The 16,031-nt window shown below is 70.0% G+C and carries 12 protein-coding genes and 2 tRNA genes; 10 read left to right on the forward strand and 4 right to left on the reverse strand.

The features are described from left to right. Positions 1–80: 80 nt before the first annotated feature. The 3 genes from LGR69_RS15425 to LGR69_RS15435 all read left to right on the forward strand — a co-directional run bounded on the left by LGR69_RS15425 (position 81) and on the right by LGR69_RS15435 (position 4,154). Positions 81–1,661, forward strand: coding sequence for a glucan biosynthesis protein D (locus LGR69_RS15425; RefSeq protein ID WP_268868596.1), 1,581 nt, complete (start codon positions 81–83; stop codon positions 1,659–1,661). Positions 1,662–1,699: 38 nt separating this feature from the next. After that, the gene (mdoH, locus tag LGR69_RS15430) at positions 1,700–3,865 is read left to right on the forward strand and encodes a glucans biosynthesis glucosyltransferase MdoH (protein WP_370881345.1); all 2,166 of its coding nucleotides are present in this window, start codon (positions 1,700–1,702) and stop codon (positions 3,863–3,865) included. Between the two features lie 130 nt (positions 3,866–3,995). Beyond that, on the forward strand, positions 3,996–4,154 hold the full coding sequence (locus tag LGR69_RS15435; RefSeq protein WP_167369087.1) for a hypothetical protein: 159 nt from the start codon (positions 3,996–3,998) through the stop codon (positions 4,152–4,154). 73 nt (positions 4,155–4,227) lie between these two features. Here the strand turns inward: LGR69_RS15435 and LGR69_RS15440 are convergent, their stop codons facing one another. After that, complete coding sequence (locus LGR69_RS15440) at positions 4,228–4,428, reverse strand: hypothetical protein (protein ID WP_091864264.1); 201 nt, start codon at positions 4,426–4,428, stop codon at positions 4,228–4,230. Positions 4,429–4,812: 384 nt separating this feature from the next. On the opposite strand from LGR69_RS15440, the gene LGR69_RS15445 reads away from it, so the two are divergent. Together LGR69_RS15445 and LGR69_RS15450 are read left to right on the forward strand one after the other, a co-directional pair. Then, entirely contained in the window at positions 4,813–5,049 is a 237-nt protein-coding gene (locus LGR69_RS15445) for a hypothetical protein (RefSeq protein ID WP_007568671.1), read from the forward strand. 75 nt (positions 5,050–5,124) lie between these two features. Continuing rightward, a complete protein-coding gene (locus tag LGR69_RS15450; protein WP_230366552.1) occupies positions 5,125–7,443 on the forward strand; it encodes a Tex family protein in 2,319 nt (772 codons plus the stop codon). Positions 7,444–7,510: 67 nt separating this feature from the next. On the opposite strand, the gene LGR69_RS15455 is transcribed toward LGR69_RS15450, so the two are convergent. From LGR69_RS15455 to LGR69_RS15465, 3 genes are all read right to left on the reverse strand, one after another. Continuing rightward, positions 7,511–8,701 (reverse strand): flagellin N-terminal helical domain-containing protein, encoded by a 1,191-nt coding sequence (locus LGR69_RS15455; RefSeq protein WP_230366553.1) that lies wholly within the window; start codon positions 8,699–8,701, stop codon positions 7,511–7,513. A gap of 706 nt (positions 8,702–9,407) precedes the next feature. Continuing rightward, on the reverse strand, positions 9,408–11,549 hold the full coding sequence (locus LGR69_RS15460) for a tetratricopeptide repeat protein (protein WP_230366554.1): 2,142 nt from the start codon (positions 11,547–11,549) through the stop codon (positions 9,408–9,410). Positions 11,550–11,804: 255 nt separating this feature from the next. Continuing rightward, positions 11,805–11,894, reverse strand: a tRNA-Ser gene (locus LGR69_RS15465). 168 nt (positions 11,895–12,062) lie between these two features. On the opposite strand from LGR69_RS15465, the gene LGR69_RS15470 reads away from it, so the two are divergent. The 5 genes from LGR69_RS15470 to LGR69_RS15490 all read left to right on the forward strand — a co-directional run bounded on the left by LGR69_RS15470 (position 12,063) and on the right by LGR69_RS15490 (position 16,023). Beyond that, positions 12,063–12,136: transfer RNA gene (locus tag LGR69_RS15470), tRNA-Gln, on the forward strand. A 453-nt stretch (positions 12,137–12,589) separates the two neighbouring features. Beyond that, positions 12,590–12,919, forward strand: coding sequence for a hypothetical protein (locus LGR69_RS15475; RefSeq protein ID WP_139221048.1), 330 nt, complete (start codon positions 12,590–12,592; stop codon positions 12,917–12,919). Between the two features lie 34 nt (positions 12,920–12,953). Further along, complete coding sequence (locus LGR69_RS15480; protein ID WP_230366555.1) at positions 12,954–14,135, forward strand: S1C family serine protease; 1,182 nt, start codon at positions 12,954–12,956, stop codon at positions 14,133–14,135. 100 nt (positions 14,136–14,235) lie between these two features. Continuing rightward, positions 14,236–14,601: a hypothetical protein gene (locus LGR69_RS15485; RefSeq protein ID WP_007568661.1), complete on the forward strand. Its 366-nt coding sequence runs from the start codon at positions 14,236–14,238 to the stop codon at positions 14,599–14,601. A 39-nt stretch (positions 14,602–14,640) separates the two neighbouring features. After that, on the forward strand, positions 14,641–16,023 hold the full coding sequence (locus tag LGR69_RS15490) for a PepSY-associated TM helix domain-containing protein (protein ID WP_230366556.1): 1,383 nt from the start codon (positions 14,641–14,643) through the stop codon (positions 16,021–16,023). Positions 16,024–16,031 lie beyond the last annotated feature (8 nt).

Consider the following 16,031-nt stretch of genomic DNA (forward strand, 5'->3'; position numbering starts at 1 on the left):
TCCGGAGCGTCGCTTAACCCTGGGTTCAGCCGGTCTCCCGGTATACAGGCACCGTTCCGCCCTCTGAGACGCAGGCCCGCATGACCACCGCCGCCGGATCCGCCGCCGTTCCCACCCGCCGCGCCGTCCTGGCCGGAGCCGTGGGCACCGCCGCGGGTTTCCTGCCGGCGATCCCGCGCGCGGCCGAGCCGGATCGGGGCACCAACCCGGCGACCACGCTGCCGGGCGCCGGCGCGCCGTTCGAGGCCAACACCCTGGCCGACATCGCCCGGGCCCGCGCCGGCGCGCCCTACGCGGCACCCCGGACCGACGACGTGCCGGCGGTGCTGAAGGGCCTGTCCCGGGACGCCTACGAGGCGATCCACCCGGTGCCCGGCCGCGCCGTCTGGGCCGGGCGCGATTTCGGCTACGAGATCGAGCCGCTCCTGCGCGGCTCGATCTTCGACACGCCGGTCTCGCTGTTCACCGTCGAGAACGGGCGGGTCCAGCCTCTGGCCTACGACAAGGACAGCCTGATCGCGGCCAACATCGCGCTGCCGGAGCTGACCGCCGACACCGCCTTCTCGGGCTTCCGCCTACGGGCGCGCTTCGGCGACGGCGGGGAGGTGTCGAACTTCGCGCTGTTCCAGGGCGCCTCGTTCTTCCGCCTGGTCGCCGAGGGCCAGGATTTCGGCATCAACGCCCGGGCGCTCGCCCTGCGGCCGGCCGATTCCCGCGGCGAGGAATTCCCTTTGTTCCGGGCCCTGTTCATCGAGGCGCCCGCCCCCGGGCAGCCGATCGTCGTCCACGCACTGGTCGAATCCGAATCGGCGACGGCCGCGTTCAAGCTCACGCTGACGCCGGGCCGGGAGGCTTCCGTCGCCGGCATCGACGGCACCGTGTTCGCCCGGGCCGAGCTCGACCATATCGGGCTCGGCGGCATGCAGGGCAGCTACCTGTTCGGGCCGCTCGACCGCCAGAAGGTCGACGACCTGCGCGCCGCCGCCTTCTCGGTGGAGGGGCTGGCGATCCGCAACGGCTTTGGCGAGCCGATCTGGCGCCCGGTGCACAACCCGGAAGCGCTGCAGGTCTCGGCCTTCCTGGACCGGGGTCCGAAGGGCTTCGGCCTGATGCAGCGCGCCCGCGCCTACGACGATTTCGAGGATGACCGCCGGCACTGGGAGCAGCGCCCGTCCCTCTGGATCGAGCCGCAGGACGATTGGAGCGAGGGCGCGGTGACGCTTCTCGAGATCCCGAGCGATTCCGGGCTGAACGAGAACGTGTTCGCCTATTGGCGCCCGAAGGCGAAGCTCGCCAAGGGCGGCGAGATGCGCTTCCTGTGCCGCCAGCACTGGTCCAAGGGCTGGCCCGATCCGCTGCCCCCCGAGCTCGCCCGGGTGAAGGACAGCCGCTGCGGCCGTGGCAGCACCGGCACCCGCCGCCTGTTCGCGGTCGATTTCCAGGGCGACGGGCTGGCCCGGCCCGAGGAGATCGAGGTCGCGCTCAGCGCCTCGGCCGGGACGATCACCCGGCAGGACCGGTTCCACTACCCCGAGCGCCGGACCCTGCGGGTGCTGTTCGAGCTCGATCCCGGCAGCGAGCGGGCGAGCGAGCTGCGCCTCGGGCTCCGGCGCGGCCAGGACCGCGCCAGCGAGACTTGGCTGTTCCGCTGGACGCCGTAATTCCTATCCGCCCATCACCCCGAGGATCACACCCGACCGTGCGCCTGGACGAGACCACCACCCTGCCGCCGCCCGCATCCCGCCCGGATGCCGGCGCCGCGCGTCCCGACACGAAAGCCGCGATGCCGCCCGAGGCGCCCCTGGCGATGCCGGTGCAGGATCTCTCGACCTGGGATCGCGCGGCCGCCCACCGGCCGGCGCGCAAGACGAGAAGCCCCTGGGCGGCCCGGTTGTTCGTGTTCGGCGGCGCCCTGGCGCTCACCGGCTACGGCGGCTGGCAGATGGTCGAGACCGTGTCGGTCTCCGGCAGCCCGACCGCCCTCCAGCTCGTCCTGGTGGTGCTGTTCTGCCTGACCTTCTCGTGGATCGCGCTGGCCTTCACCAGCGGCCTGCTCGGCTTCGCGCTGCTGCTGCGCCGAAAGCGGCCGGCCCCGGTCCCGACCGCGCTCCACAGCCGCACCGCCGTGCTGATGCCGGTCTACAACGAGGCCACGGCCCGGACCTTCGCGGGCGTCGAGGCCATGCGCGAGGCCGTGGAGGCCACCGGGCTCGGCGACCATTTCGACTGGTTCGTCCTCTCCGATTCGACGCAGCCCGATGCCTGGATCGCCGAGGAGCGGGCCTTCCTCGACCTGCGCCGCCGCCTCGGCCACGGCGCCCGACTCTACTACCGGCACCGGCCCAAGAATCATCACCGCAAGGCCGGCAATATCGGCGACTTCGTCACCCGCTGGGGCGGCCATTACGACCACATGCTGGTGCTCGACGCCGACAGCCTGATGAGCGGCCCGGCGATCGTGGCGCTCGCGGCCGCCATGGAGGCCGACCCGGATGCCGGCATCATCCAGACCCTGCCGCTGATCATCAACCGCAACACCCTGTTCGCCCGCCTCCAGCAATTCGCCGCCCGGATCTACGGGCCGGTGATCGCCGCCGGGCTGTCGGCCTGGTCGGGGCGCGACGGCAATTACTGGGGCCACAACGCCATCATCCGCACCCGCGCCTTCGCGCAATCCTGCGGCCTGCCGGACCTGCCCGGGAAGCCGCCCTTCGGCGGCCACATCCTGTCCCACGATTTCGTCGAGGCGGCCCTGATCCGCCGGGCGGGCTGGGCGGTCTACATGCTGCACCGCCTGCCGGGCTCCTACGAGGAGAGCCCGCCCTCTCTGATCGACGTCGCGGTGCGCGACCGGCGCTGGGCCCAGGGCAACCTCCAGCACGCACGGGTGATCGGCGCCGCCGGCCTGCACCCGGCGACCCGCCAGCACTTCGCCACCGGCATCGCCGGCTACCTCGCCTCCCCGCTCTGGCTGTGCCAGCTTGTGGTCGGTATCCTTCTGGTCCTGCAGACCGCCACCGAGCGGCCGGATTATTTCGGCGGTGCCGGGTTCTCGCCGGTGTTCCCGCGGTTCGACCCGGTCCGCGCGCTCCAGCTGTTCGGCCTGACCATGGCGGTGCTGCTGGCCCCGAAGGTCCTCGGCCTGATCCTGGCCCTGCTGGACGGCCCGGTGCGCCGGGCCTGCGGCGGCGCCGGCCGGCTGGTCCTGTCGAGCTTGGTCGAAATCCTGCTCTCGGCCCTGGTCGCCCCGGTGGCGATGGTGATCCAGTCCGGCTCGGTGATGGGCATCCTGCTCGGGCGCGACACCGGCTGGAACCCGCAGCGGCGCGACGACGGCTCGATCCCGATGCGCGACATCGTCGCCCGCCATCGCTGGCACACCGCGCTCGGCCTGGTGGCCGGGATCGCGGCCTTCGCGCTCGCGACCTCGCTGTTCCTCTGGATGAGCCCGACGATCCTGGGCCTCGTGCTGGCGATCCCGATCTCCTGGGCGAGCGGCCAGCTCGGCCTCGGCCTCGCCCTCAAGCGCCGCCTGCTGCTCGCCACCCCTGAGGAGGCGACCCCGCCGGAAATCGCCCTCCGGGCCGGTGCCCTCGCGGCCCGCAACGCCGCCCAGGGTCTCGACGATGCCGACGCCCTCGAGGCGCTCCACGCCGACCCGGCCCTGGCCGAGGCCCATGCCCGCATGCTGCCGGTCGGCCTGTCGCGCCCCCGGGGCGCCATCGATCCGGACCAGACCCTGGCGACCGCCAAGATCTGCGAGGCCGAGACCGTGGCCGAAGCCCGGGCGTGGCTCTCGCCCAAGGAACGCATGGCGCTGCTGCACGACCGCGCGCTCCTCGACCGGCTGGTGCGGCTGAACTAGCGCCCGCTGTCGAGGGGGATGCCGGTTCGGCGGCGTGTCGTGTCGGCTCAAGCAATCGAACCCGGGCCGCCGCCGACAGGAGTGATTAACCATCGGGCCCTAGATTCGGTTGGCCCGAAGGGAGCTCTCCATGACCCTGCTGCTCGCGTTCCTGCTTCTGCCCCTCGCCCTCGCCATCGTGCTGGCCCGCGGCGAGCCGGTGCGCACCATCAGCTGCCTCGGCGCCATGGGCGTCGGCTGCTTCATCGCCTGCTGGAGCGTGATGGGTTTGCTGCGGCACCGGGCCTGAGCGCCCCAGGCGCCTCTTCCTGCACGGGATGACGCCGGCGGCCTTCTGCGAGAGGCCTTGAGGCCGTTTCGTCCTAGAGAAAGCCGCCGGCGCGCGGGACACCCGCGAGATTGCGCCCGGCCCGGGCGACCAGCTGCGCGAAGGCCATCGCGGCCGCCGTCGCCTGCGCCTGAGAGGGAAAGCCGCGCCGGGACTCGACCACCGTCTCCTCGGTCTCGTTCACGAGGACCCAGGACCAGTGCGACCGGTTGCTGGCGCGGATCTCGAAGCGCACGGGCTTCTCGCCATCCAGGACGTGTTGCGGAGAATCGAGCACGCACCGGTGACAGTGCGATGACGCCCTTGCGGCGCGGCGTTCGGGCGCCGCCGATGCCGGTCCACACCCTCACCGTTCGATGGTCTGATTGCGTACCGACACCGGAAGGTTTCCCCGCGCACCTTGACCGTAGCGGCCCGAATCGGTTCGATCCCGGCGCGATGGAGCGCGGGCGCGTTGCAACGCTTTGCAGCCCCGGCGCCTCTCGGCCCGCGCGTCGCTCCAGGTCAAGCAACCCGGAGGCGATCGGTCCGACCGGATCTCTCGTCCATCACGAGCTGCGACTGTTCAGCGGATACCTGTGCGGCATCGCTTGCTGAGGCGACGAATCGGACCCAATCCATGGCGAATGGCAGCGAATCCTCGGCCGAACGGTCGCGCCTGACGCTCCAGAACCTCGCTCGGACGCTCGGCTGCTCGACCGAGGATTTCTTCGGCGAGACGACGCCCGACCGCCTGGCAGACGCCGAGGAATTGCTGCGTCTGTGGCTCGCCCTCGAAAACTCTTCGGAGAGACGGCGCGTCCTGGACTTCGCCCGCTCCGTCAAATCCGCCGACGAGCCGGAGCGCGACGACTGACCGGCACCGCCGGCACCTTGCATCCGGGCGTCCGGTGGCTATGGCAGGGCCCCGCCCCTCGCTGCCGGAGCCCGCATGACATCCGTGAACGCGCTGATCGCCGAGGAACTCGGGGTCGGAGAGGCGCAGGTCGCCGCCGCCGTGGCGCTGCTCGACGGCGGCGCCACCGTCCCGTTCGTCGCCCGCTACCGCAAGGAGAATACCGGTGGCCTCGACGACGCCCAGTTGCGCAAGCTGGATGAGCGTCTGGCCTATCTGCGCGACCTCAACGACCGGCGCACCGCCATCGTCGAGAGCGTTCGCGCCCAGGGGAAGCTGACGCCGGACCTCGCCGCCGCCCTCGCCGCCGCCGACACCAAGGCGCGCCTCGAGGACCTCTACCTGCCCTACAAGCCCAAGCGCCGGTCGAAGGCGCAGACCGCCCGGGAGGCCGGGCTGGAGCCCCTGGCCCAGGCGCTGCTCGCCAAGCCCGAGGTCGCGCCCGAGAGCGCCGCGGCGCCGTTCGTGTCCGAAGCGAAGGGGATCGCCGACATCGAGGCTGCCCTGGAAGGCGCCAGGGCGATCCTGATCGAGCATCTCGCGGAGGATGCCGATCTGGTCGGGCGCCTGCGCGCGGATTTCTGGCGGATCGGCCAGCTCGCTTCGAAGATCCGTAAGGGCAAGGCGGCCGAGGGCGCGAAATTCTCGGATTACTTCGACTGGTCCGAGCGAATGGAGCGCATGCCGTCGCATCGGATCCTCGCGATCCTGCGCGGGGAACGCGAAGGGATCCTCGATGTCGCCTTCACCGCCGAAGGCGAGGATTCGGAGCCGGGCCGGCCCGGACCGTTCGAGGCCGCGATCTGCAGCCGGCATCGCATCGCCGCGCGGGGCCGGCCGGGCGATGCCTGGCTGATGGAGACCGTGCGCACCGCCTGGCGCACCAAGATCCGGACCGGGATCAAGCAGGATCTGCGCACCCGGCTGTTCGAGCGGGCCGAGGACGAGGCCGTGAAGGTCTTCGCCGGCAACCTGAAGGACCTGCTCCTCGCCGCCCCCGCGGGCGGCCGGGCGACGCTTGGGCTCGATCCCGGCTACCGCAACGGCGTGAAGGTCGCGGTGGCCGACCGGACCGGGCGGATCGTGGCGGTCGAGACCACCTATCCGCACGAGCCGCAGCGGCGCTGGAAGGAGGCGGTGGCGAGCCTCGGCCGGCTCTGCCGCCAGCACCAAGTCGAGCTGATCGCCATCGGCAACGGCACCGCCTCCCGGGAGACCGAGCGGCTGGCCGCCGAGGTCGTGGCCGCCAATCCCGACCTGACGCTCGCGAAGGTCACCGTCTCGGAAGCCGGCGCCTCGGTCTACTCGGCCTCGGAGATCGCGTCGCGGGAGCTGCCCGATCTCGACGTGTCGCATCGCGGCGCCGCCTCGATCGCCCGCCGGCTCCAGGATCCGCTCGCCGAGCTGGTGAAGATCGACCCGAAATCGATCGGCGTCGGGCAGTACCAGCACGACGTCAGCGAGACGAAGCTGTCGCGCCAGCTCTCGGCGGTGGTCGAGGACGCGGTGAACGCCGTGGGCGTCGACGTGAACACCGCCTCCCCTGCCCTGCTCGCGCAGGTCTCGGGCCTCGGCGCGTCGATGGCCGACCGGATCGTCGCCCACCGGGACGCGAACGGCCCGTTCCGGACACGGGCGGCGCTCAAGACGGTGCAGGGTCTCGGTCCCAAGACCTTCGAGCTGGCCGCGGGCTTCCTGCGCATCCAGGGCGGCGACGATCCGCTCGACGCCTCCGGCGTCCATCCGGAAGCCTACCCGGTGGTGCGGCGGATCCTTCAGGCGACCAAGAGCGATATCCGGGTGCTGCTGGGCAATAGCGCGACCCTGAGCCAGCTTTCCCCCGAAGCCTTCACGGATACGCGCTTCGGCCTGCCGACCGTGCGCGACATCATCGGTGAGCTGGAGAAACCCGGCCGCGATCCGCGCCCGGCCTTCCAGACGGCGCGTTTCCAGGAGGGCGTCGAGACCATCGGCGACCTCCGCCCCGGCATGCAGCTCGAAGGCGTGGTCACCAACGTCGCGGCGTTCGGCGCCTTCGTGGATATCGGCGTCCACCAGGACGGCCTCGTCCACATCTCCGCCATGGCCCGCCGGCGCATCGCCTCGCCCGCCGAGGTGGTCCGGACCGGCGAGGTCATCCGGGTGCTGGTGCTCAGCGTCGATGTCCCGCGCAAGCGCATCGGCCTGTCGATGCGGCTCGACGACCCGATCGAGCCGGGCGCGCAGCCGCGGCGCTCCAGCGAACCGGCGCCCGACCCGCGCCACGCGCGATCGAGGCCGGGTCCGGAAACCGGCGGGGGTGCCCTCGCCGAGGCCCTCCGGCGCGCGGGGGCGCCCTCGTCCCGGCGCAGCTGAGCCCCGGGGCCAAAAAGAAACGGCCGGGGCGAGGCCCCGGCCGTTCCGACGTTGATGCGGCTGACGCTTAGCGCAGCAGCTGCAGGATGCCCTGCTGGGCCTGGTTCGCCAGCGACAGGGCCGAGATGCCGAGCGACTGACGGGTGGACAGGGCCTGCGAGTTCGCAGCCTCCTGGTTGAGATCGGCCGCCGTCAGGTTCGACGAGCCGGTGTCGAGCACGTTGATCAGGTTCTTGCTGAAGTCCTGACGGTTCTGCACCACCGACAGGTTCGAACCGAAGGTCGAAGCGTCGGTCCGCAGCTGGCTCGATGCGGTCGTGAGCTTGTTCAGGGTCGTGTTGATGTCGGCGTTAAGCAGGAAGTTGCCCTGCCCGACCGTCGACGTCTTCGTCGAGGTGCTGGTGATCGACGTCAGGCCGAGACCGCTCGAGGTCTCGTCAGTCGCGGTGACCGTGAGGTTCGAGTTGCCCTTCGGATTGAAGTTGATCGTCAGGTTGTTGTTGTCGCCCTTGCCGTTGATCAGGTTCGTGCCGTTGAAGCTCGAATCGCCGGCGAGCTGATCGATCTGGGTCAGCAGGCTGTTGTACTGCGAGGCGAGCGTCGCGCGGGCCGAGACGCCCGACACGCTCAGGTCCGAGCTCTGACCGACTGCGGTGGTGGTGCCGTAGGTCGGGCCCGACGCGGCCGTACCGGCCGAGAAGCCCAAGATCGTCTGGTCGCCCGCGGATGCAAATTCCACGTCCGAGGACGCGTTCATCACGATCTTGGTGCCGTCCGTGCTCTTTGTGAAGCTGCCGGCGCCGACGACGGCGTTGAGCTTGGTCAGAGCTCCGTCGAGCGTGTCCGTCGTTGCCAGTGCGACGCTGGTGGCCGCACCGTTGACGAACAGGTTAACCGTGCTCGCGGATGCAGCACTGTAGGCGGTCGAGGCGGTGCCAGTGGTGGTGATCTGCGTGGACAGCGCCTGGTTGGCAACCGACTTGGCCTGATCGACCAGCTTCTGGATCGAGGTGATGCCCTGGTTGGCGGCCTGGATCGACTGGATCCCGTTCGAGATACCGTCGAGCAGGTTGCCGAGGTCGCCGGACCGCTGGCTGAGAGCTTGCGAGGTGAAGAAGCTCACCGGGTTGTCGAGCGCCGAAGAGACCTTCAGGCCGGTGGAGAGCCGGTTCTGGGTGGTCGCGGTCAGCGAAGCCGTATCCTGCAGCGAGAGCAGGTTCTGGCGGGTGGCGGCGGTGAGGGTGACGCTGGAAGACATCGGAACGATCCTTTTGATCGAGAAGCCGTCTTATTGGCGGCTCCGGCGATGTATCACCCAAGGGCTTGCCGAGATATTGATTTGATAGCCGAAAAAAGGCGTTCGACAAACGTGGTTAACGAGTGTTTTCTGGGATCGCACAACAATCCGAGAATTGATGATCTTCCAGCTGCACCAGAAAAGCAGGCCCTATATTTCAAGAGCAGCAGAAACAACGCGTCGCTCGATAGGATCCACGGTCACGGCCGCGACTTCTATTCGCGCACTCGATAGTGCGCAGATCAATGTGATCGGTTGAAATCGCCGCTCTCAGCGGGCTGGAGGCGCGGATCGCACGGTTCGGCCACGGATCCGCGCCCGGTCATGAGCGCGCGTTCGGCGAGAGCCGCGCCCGGTGGCGTTACCGCACGACACGACAGGGCTCGCTCCGGAACCGAAGGGCCCCCCACCAACGCGAGCGCCCTCCCTCCGGAGGTGCCCGCATCGCCGAGCCCCGAAAGCGTGCTTCTGCCGGCCACGCGACCCGTAATGGCTCCTTCAAGCCTCTCGCTGACCCCGACGACGAGGGCACGGACAGGAGGAACCGTATGCTGTGCCTGAGCCCGCACGGACCCGCAGCCCGGTCCTCGAATCGGCGGCCTTGCGGCCGCCGAACCGGTATCCGGGTCGGCGGGCGGCGGTTTCCGCACGATCACCGAATCGCAATTCAGACCTGCCCCTCGGAGAGCCACTGGCGCCACATCGCCCGGAACGCCGCATCGACATCGGCGGCGAGGCCGGCGTGGTCCATGAGCGGGCTGGCATGGAGACGCTCGCGCAAGCCCGCCCGGATTGTCCGCAGCCGATCGCGGTCGAGAGCCAGATCGCGGGCGATCGCCACGTAGGCGTCCTGGCTGTCGGCGACCAGCTCTGGCAAGCCGATCACCCTCAGTATCGATGACCCGACCCGGGCCGCCGCGTGATCTCCGCTGAGGGCGACAAAGGGTACCCCCATCGACAGGGTATCGAAGCTCGTTGTGCCGCCGTTATACGGGTACGGATCCAGGGCGATATCCACTCGGTGATAGAGCTCGTGGTAGCCGGAGCTGACGCGCGGCTGGAAGATCACCCGGTCGAGCGGCAGCCCAGCCGCGGTAAGACGGGTTTCTACCGCTTCGCGGACCTCGGGGGTCCCGATGTCGCCCACCACCATGAACAGCCGGGATTCCGGCACCGCGTCTAGGATGCTCGCCCAGGTCGTGAGGACGGCGTCGCAGACCTTGGTCAGGCGGTTGAAGCAGCCGAAGGTGATGTAGCCCACATCCTCGAAGGGCGCCCGCTCCCGCACCGGCGGCAGGTTGTCGACGCCGGCATAGGTGGCGCTCACCCGCGGCAGGCGCCACAGACGCTCGGCATGCAGGGGCTCGGCGAGGCCGAGCGGATCGGTGCTCGCGTCGGTCAGACGGTAATCGATCGCGGCCAGTCCGGTCGTGCCGGGATGCCCGATCCAGGTGACCTGGACGGGGGCGGGCTTGCGCGCGAACACCAGCAGCCGGTTGCCGGCACTGTGGCCCGACAGGTCGACGAGGATGTCGATCGCGTCGGCCTCGATCCGGTCGGCCGCTTCGTCGTCGTCGAGGTTCGCGAGATTGTGCCAGCCGTCGAACAGCGGCTTCAACCGCCGCGAGAACGCGTCCTCGCTCGCATGCGTCATGTAGGCCAGCACCGACATGCTGTCCCGGTCGATGGCGCGCAGATACGGCTCGAAGAAGCGAACCAGGGCGTGGTTGCACAGATCGCCCGAGACGAAGCCGACGCGCAGCTTGCGCTCCGGGTCGCGATCGTTGTCGAAGGGACGGCGGCGCAGGAGCGGGTCCGCATAGCGGCGGCCGTAATCCAGGGCGTCGGCGGCGTATTCCGCGTGCGGAATGTCGGCGGCGTAGAGCTTGGCGAACAGGCGGTTGGAGGCGACGAACAGCTTGGACGGATCGAGGCCGAGGGCCCGGTCGAACGCCTCCACGGCCTCGCCCAGACGCCCGAGGGCCAGCAGGGCGCTGCCGCGGTTGCTGTGGGCGCCGGCATTGCCAGGCTCCAGCACGATCGCCCGCTCGGCGTGGCGCAGGGCCTCGCCGTACCGGAACCGACGCTGATAGACTCCGGCGATGTTGGCATGCGCCATCGCGAGGTCGGGATCGAATTCGAGGGCCTTCTCCAGGGCGGAGATGGCGCCGTCGTAATCGCCGCGATTGGTCAGGACCGTGCTGAGGCCGCTGAAGAACAGGGGGTTCTTCGGCTCGCGGTAGAGCGCGATGCTGATCAGGTCATAGGCCAGTTCGGGCCGGTTGGTCCGGGCCGCGATGACGCCGGCGAGATAGGTGGCGTGCGCGTGGGTCTCGTCGAGGAGGAGGACGAGGTCGAGCAGCGCCTCCGCCGAGCGGTACTCGGCCCTGTCGTAGCGCAGCTGCGCCGACGCGAAGGTGCTCTCCAGGAAGGCCGCGTTGAGCGGCTGCGCCTCGGGGCCGAAGCTCTGCGCCTTGTAGCGCTGCAGGATCGCGCGCGCGTCCGGCTGACGGTCCACGGCGAGCAGCGCGGTGGCCAGGGCCAGCCAGTAGTTCGGCCGTTCGGGCGCGCCCCGCAGCGCCGTGACGAAATGGGTCACGGCCTTCTCGGGGGCGTGGCGCGCCGCGATCTGGCCGAGCTCGTAATGCGCCTCGGGATGGTTGGGCTCGGCGCCGAGCACCCGCCGCAGGGTCGATTCGGCCCGGTCGAATCGTCCGCGGGCCCGATGGTCCCGTGCCTTGGCCAAGCTGCGCATCGCAGCCCCGCCGGACGCGGCGCCGCTTGCCCGCCCGCCATATTGATCGAGCATTCCGCGCCCTCCCGTCGCGCGGAGATTGCGATCGCAGCGTTAAGGACGGGTAAATTCGCGGGGGATTTGGGTTATCAGCGGTATCGTCGGCGCTCGGACACCCGGCCGATCGACACTGCGTCGTAACATTGGAGCGCCGGAGACGTGTTCCGAAGCGCGAATGCTGGACGCGCGGTCAACGGCTACGACCGGCCCATGGCGGCTGCCTTGTCTTCCACAGAGGTGGCGGCCGCTCGCCCGCAATGTGTTCTGATCTGGCGGAAGGGGTGGGATTCGAACCCACGGTGGAGTTGCCCCCACGGCGGTTTTCAAGACCGCTGCCTTAAACCACTCGGCCACCCTTCCCGGCCGCAGAAGCGGCGTCCCGGTTATGGACGCCCCGGGCGCCGCGTCAACCGCAGAACGCACGGTTGACCTGCCGCGGCATTCCGCATATCTCACCGCGCAGGCCCGGAGCCGCCAAGCCGGCACGGGCGCTGTCCGGTCGCGTAGGTTATGGATCGACCGGCCTGTTGGGGGATAGTTTAACGGTAGAACGGTGGACTCTGACTCCTCTAGTCCTGGTTCGAATCCAGGTCCCCCAGCCACCTCACGTCACTTACATCGCTAGCGAGACCGCCGGACGCAGCTGAGCGTCGGGCGCAGGATGCGTGAGCGCCGCGCTTGGCATTGCGCTGCCGCCTCCTGCCGGCGCGGCATGACCGAATCGTTCGGATCGCGTTGCGGCGGCGCCCGTCCAGGCAATGAATCTTGGGCCGCGTTCGGCGTGCTGTCGCGGCATTGCGGACCCCTGAGGTTGGCCAGATGGCCGCGTGCTCAGCATCCCGTCGCGATATCCCTCGGCATTGATTACGCACCGGCGCGCGAATCAATTAGTCTGCCGGCAACCTTAAATACGTAGCCCTCAACGAAGGCACTTCACAAGACCGGGCGTCGAGATAAGCTTTCATCTGATCCTGATTCGATTCTGATCTGATGAGGGCAAGCTTATGACGGGGCGTTTCCTGGTTGCCGCCTGTGCGGCCGGCGCGGTTGCATGGATGGGTCTCGCGCCCGTGCCGGCCCAGGCGCAGAGCGCCGGTGCCGTGTTCGGGGGCCTGGCCGGCGGCGTGCTGGGGGGCGTCATCGCGGGCTCGATCGCCGCGCAAGCCGCGCGGGAGCGCCCGGTGGTCATCTACCGTGCGCCGACGCGCACCGTCCGGGTCATCCACGAGGTGCGGCGTGCGCCGCATCGGCGGGTCGCGCGGGCGCGTCAGCGTCCGATGCAGCCGGCGGCGGGACCGTCGGGGGCGCAGGTGGTGAATGCCTCGGCCGATCCGTTCGCGCCGTCGCAGGGCAGCGCCACCACGGCGGTGAGCCAGAAGCGCTGAGCCGCTTCCCCCTGACGCAGACCGGATCGCCCCCATGTCCCGATCGAAGCTTGCCTGGTCTGCCCTGTTGACGGCGAGCCTCGCGGCGACACCAGCCTCGGCCTCGCCGGCCCCGCCGAACCTGACGGTCGACAAGACGTTTGGGAAAGTCGCCGGCTGGTCGATCGGCTACAGCGAGAGCCTCGGCGGCTGCCTCGCCGCGGCGAGCTATGGGGACGGCACGACCCTGTGGTTCGGCTTCGGCGGTGCCCGCGGCTCGTCCTATCTGGCGCTCACGAACCCCAAATGGCGGTCGCTGGAGGTCGGCGGGCAATACGAGTTGCAGATGCTCGCCGGCCGCGAGAAATGGCGCGGCACCTTCACGGGCTTCGAGCGCGGGGAGGCCCGCGGCCTGTTCCAGTCGGGCCTCAAGGAACGGTTCGTCGCCGATCTGTCCGCTTCGGGCACGATCAGCGTGATCTTCCAGGGGCGGCAGATCGCGGTCCTGTCGCTCGTGGGATCCACCGAGGCGTTCGACGCCGTCATGGGCTGCCAGAAGGACGTGATCTCCGCCGCCGCGAAGGAGGCGCCCGGCCTCCCCAAGTCGCGCAAGCTCGAGGCCGGCATGGTCAGCACCGGAACCGGCTTCTACGTGTCGGAGCGCGGGCACCTGCTCACCAACAATCACGTGGTCGAATCCTGCTCGGAATTCTCCGTCCGGCAGCCCGGCCGCCCCTCGATCCCGGCGCGGCTCGTGGCCAAGGACGCGACCAACGATCTCGCGGTGCTGGCCACCGATACCTCGCAGAAGGTCGTCCCGCCCCTGTCGGTCCGGGCGCGGCTCGGCGAGAACGTCTATGTCTACGGCTACCCGCAGAGCGATGTCCTGGCCTCGACCGGCAACTTCACCATCGGCAATGTCACCGCCACCGCGGGCTCGGGCGACGACACCCGCAAGATTCAGATCTCGGCGCCGGTCCACCAGGGCAACAGCGGCGGCCCGGCCCTGGACCAGTACGGGAACATCGTCGGCGTGGTCCAATCGAAGCAGGTTGCCTTCGCGTCCGGGGACGTTCCGCAGAACGTCAACTTCGCCATCAAGTCGACGATCGCCCTGAACTTCCTCGAGGCGAACGGCGTCGAGGCGCCGATCAATGTCCGCACCACCGACCCGATGGACGGTGCGGGCATTGCCGAGAAGGCCCGGGATTTCACGGTCCAGATCATCTGCCACTGATCGCGGGGCCGGTTGCACCAGTCTGCGGCGACGCGATCGACACGTGAATGCGCCTGCGCCCCGTTGACGGTGGACGGCGGCGACGCCTAACAAAAGACCCATGCGCCGGTGCCTGCCCCAGACGGTTCAAGGCCGCGCGATCATCGGGATGGTCGCGCTCTACGCGCTGCTGCTCCAGGCCTTCCTCGGCTTCGCCACACCGGCCCACGCCTTTGGATCACCCGGCGCGGTCCTCTGCGCCGAGCACGCGTCCGGCGCGCCGGAGGATGGTCCGGCCCCGCTCCACGCCCATCCGTGCTGTACCCTGGTGCAAGTGACCGGCGTTGCGCTGCCGGCATCGGAGCCGGTTGCCGTGGCCTGGCCGTTCGCACCGTCCCTGCGCCTCGTCTGGCGCGCGGAGGCGGCGCATCCGAAGACCGGGCCGCCGCTCACCGCCACCAGCGCCCGAGGTCCGCCGGCCGCCTGACGATCCCGTCTTCCGATCGTTCAGGCCCGGACCAATCCCATGTCGATTCTCCTGCACGGCAGCGCCCCCGCCTTCGGGGCCGTCGCCGCTCTGCGTGCCTCCCGCGAGGCGGTCTATCGCGCCGTGTGGCGCTGGCATTTCTATGCCGGGCTGCTGTGCCTGCCCTTCCTGATCACCCTGTCGGCGACCGGCGCGCTCTACCTGTTCAAGGATGAGATCAACGGCAGCCTGTTCGCCTACCGGACCCGCGTGGCGAATCAGGCCACGCCGCCGCTCGGGCCGGACCGGCTGATCTTCAACGCCCTGCAGGCCGAGCCGGACGGGGTGCCGCTCTCCTACACGGACCCGGCCGCACCCGACGCCTCGGCCCTGGTCACCCTCTCGGAAGGCGGCCGCAAGCGTCTCGTCTACCTGGACCCCTATACCGGATCGGTGCTCGACCGCGTCGACCGCGACGGTGAGTTCATGATGGTCGTGCGCGGCCTGCACAGCCTCAGCTATGTCGGCACCTTCGCGAACGCGGTGATCGAGGTGGTGGCGGGCTTCGCCATCATCCTGGTGATCACGGGCGTGTATCTGTGGTGGCCGCGGGGCCAGGTGGGCGGCGTCGTGAGCCTACGCGGCAGCCCGCGTCGCCGGGTCTGGTGGCGCGACCTGCACGCCGTGACCGGGTTCGTCGCCGGCGGCGGATTGCTCTTCCTGGCGATCACCGGACTGCCCTGGTCGCTCTGGTGGGGGCAGCAGCTGCGCAGCTGGTCGAATGCCGCGGGCCTCGGCCAGCCCGCGATCCTGTGGGCTGGCCGGCCGGTCTCCACGGTGCCGATGCGCGCGCGTCTGCCGGATGCCGGCTGGACCCTGCAGGATGCGCCGGTGCCGCGCTCGCAGCCCTCCGGGCGGGCGGCGGAGCCCATCGGGATCGATCAGGCGGCCGCGATCCTGGCTCGGCTCGGCATGCCGCGGGGCTACGAGCTGGCGCTGCCGGTCGGCGCGGACGGCGTCTACGCCGCGGCGTCCTATCCCCACGACGTCGCCCAGCAGCGGATGATCTCCCTCGATCAATATACCGGGGCGCCCCTCGTCGACGTGCATTTCGCCGATCTCGGGCCGGTCGGTCGGGCGATCCAGTACGGGATCGGCATCCACAAGGGCGAGCATTGGGGCCGGGCCAACCAATTCGCCATGCTGGCCTTCTGCCTCGCCACGATCCTGCTCGCCGTCACCGCCGCCACGATGTGGTGGAAGCGCCGGCCGGCCGGCGGACTCGGCGTCCCGCCCTGGCCGCGGGATCGGCGCGTGGTCGTCACCGTCACCCTGGTGATCGCGGGCCTCGGTGCGCTGTTTCCCCTGACCGGCTTGGCGATCCTCGGCATGATCGGCCTCGACCTCGCCGTGCAGGCCGCACGCGGTCGCGGGGCGGCCTGATCCCCGGC

Origin of the sequence: Methylobacterium brachiatum, assembly GCF_020523825.1 — a bacterium.
GTDB lineage: Bacteria > Pseudomonadota > Alphaproteobacteria > Rhizobiales > Beijerinckiaceae > Methylobacterium > Methylobacterium brachiatum.

Excerpts from the sequence above, each read along its gene's own strand:
- LGR69_RS15425 (WP_268868596.1), top strand. The coding sequence starts at position 81 with ATGACCACCGCCGCCGGATCCGCCGCCGTTCCCACCCGCCGCGCCGTC.
- LGR69_RS15435 (WP_167369087.1), top strand. The coding sequence starts at position 3,996 with ATGACCCTGCTGCTCGCGTTCCTGCTTCTGCCCCTCGCCCTCGCCATC.
- LGR69_RS15445 (WP_007568671.1), top strand. The coding sequence starts at position 4,813 with ATGGCGAATGGCAGCGAATCCTCGGCCGAACGGTCGCGCCTGACGCTC.
- LGR69_RS15450 (WP_230366552.1), top strand. The coding sequence starts at position 5,125 with ATGACATCCGTGAACGCGCTGATCGCCGAGGAACTCGGGGTCGGAGAG.
- LGR69_RS15455 (WP_230366553.1), bottom strand. The coding sequence starts at position 8,701 with ATGTCTTCCAGCGTCACCCTCACCGCCGCCACCCGCCAGAACCTGCTC.
- LGR69_RS15460 (WP_230366554.1), bottom strand. The coding sequence starts at position 11,549 with ATGCTCGATCAATATGGCGGGCGGGCAAGCGGCGCCGCGTCCGGCGGG.
- LGR69_RS15475 (WP_139221048.1), top strand. The coding sequence starts at position 12,590 with ATGGGTCTCGCGCCCGTGCCGGCCCAGGCGCAGAGCGCCGGTGCCGTG.
- LGR69_RS15480 (WP_230366555.1), top strand. The coding sequence starts at position 12,954 with ATGTCCCGATCGAAGCTTGCCTGGTCTGCCCTGTTGACGGCGAGCCTC.
- LGR69_RS15485 (WP_007568661.1), top strand. The coding sequence starts at position 14,236 with ATGCGCCGGTGCCTGCCCCAGACGGTTCAAGGCCGCGCGATCATCGGG.
- LGR69_RS15490 (WP_230366556.1), top strand. The coding sequence starts at position 14,641 with ATGTCGATTCTCCTGCACGGCAGCGCCCCCGCCTTCGGGGCCGTCGCC.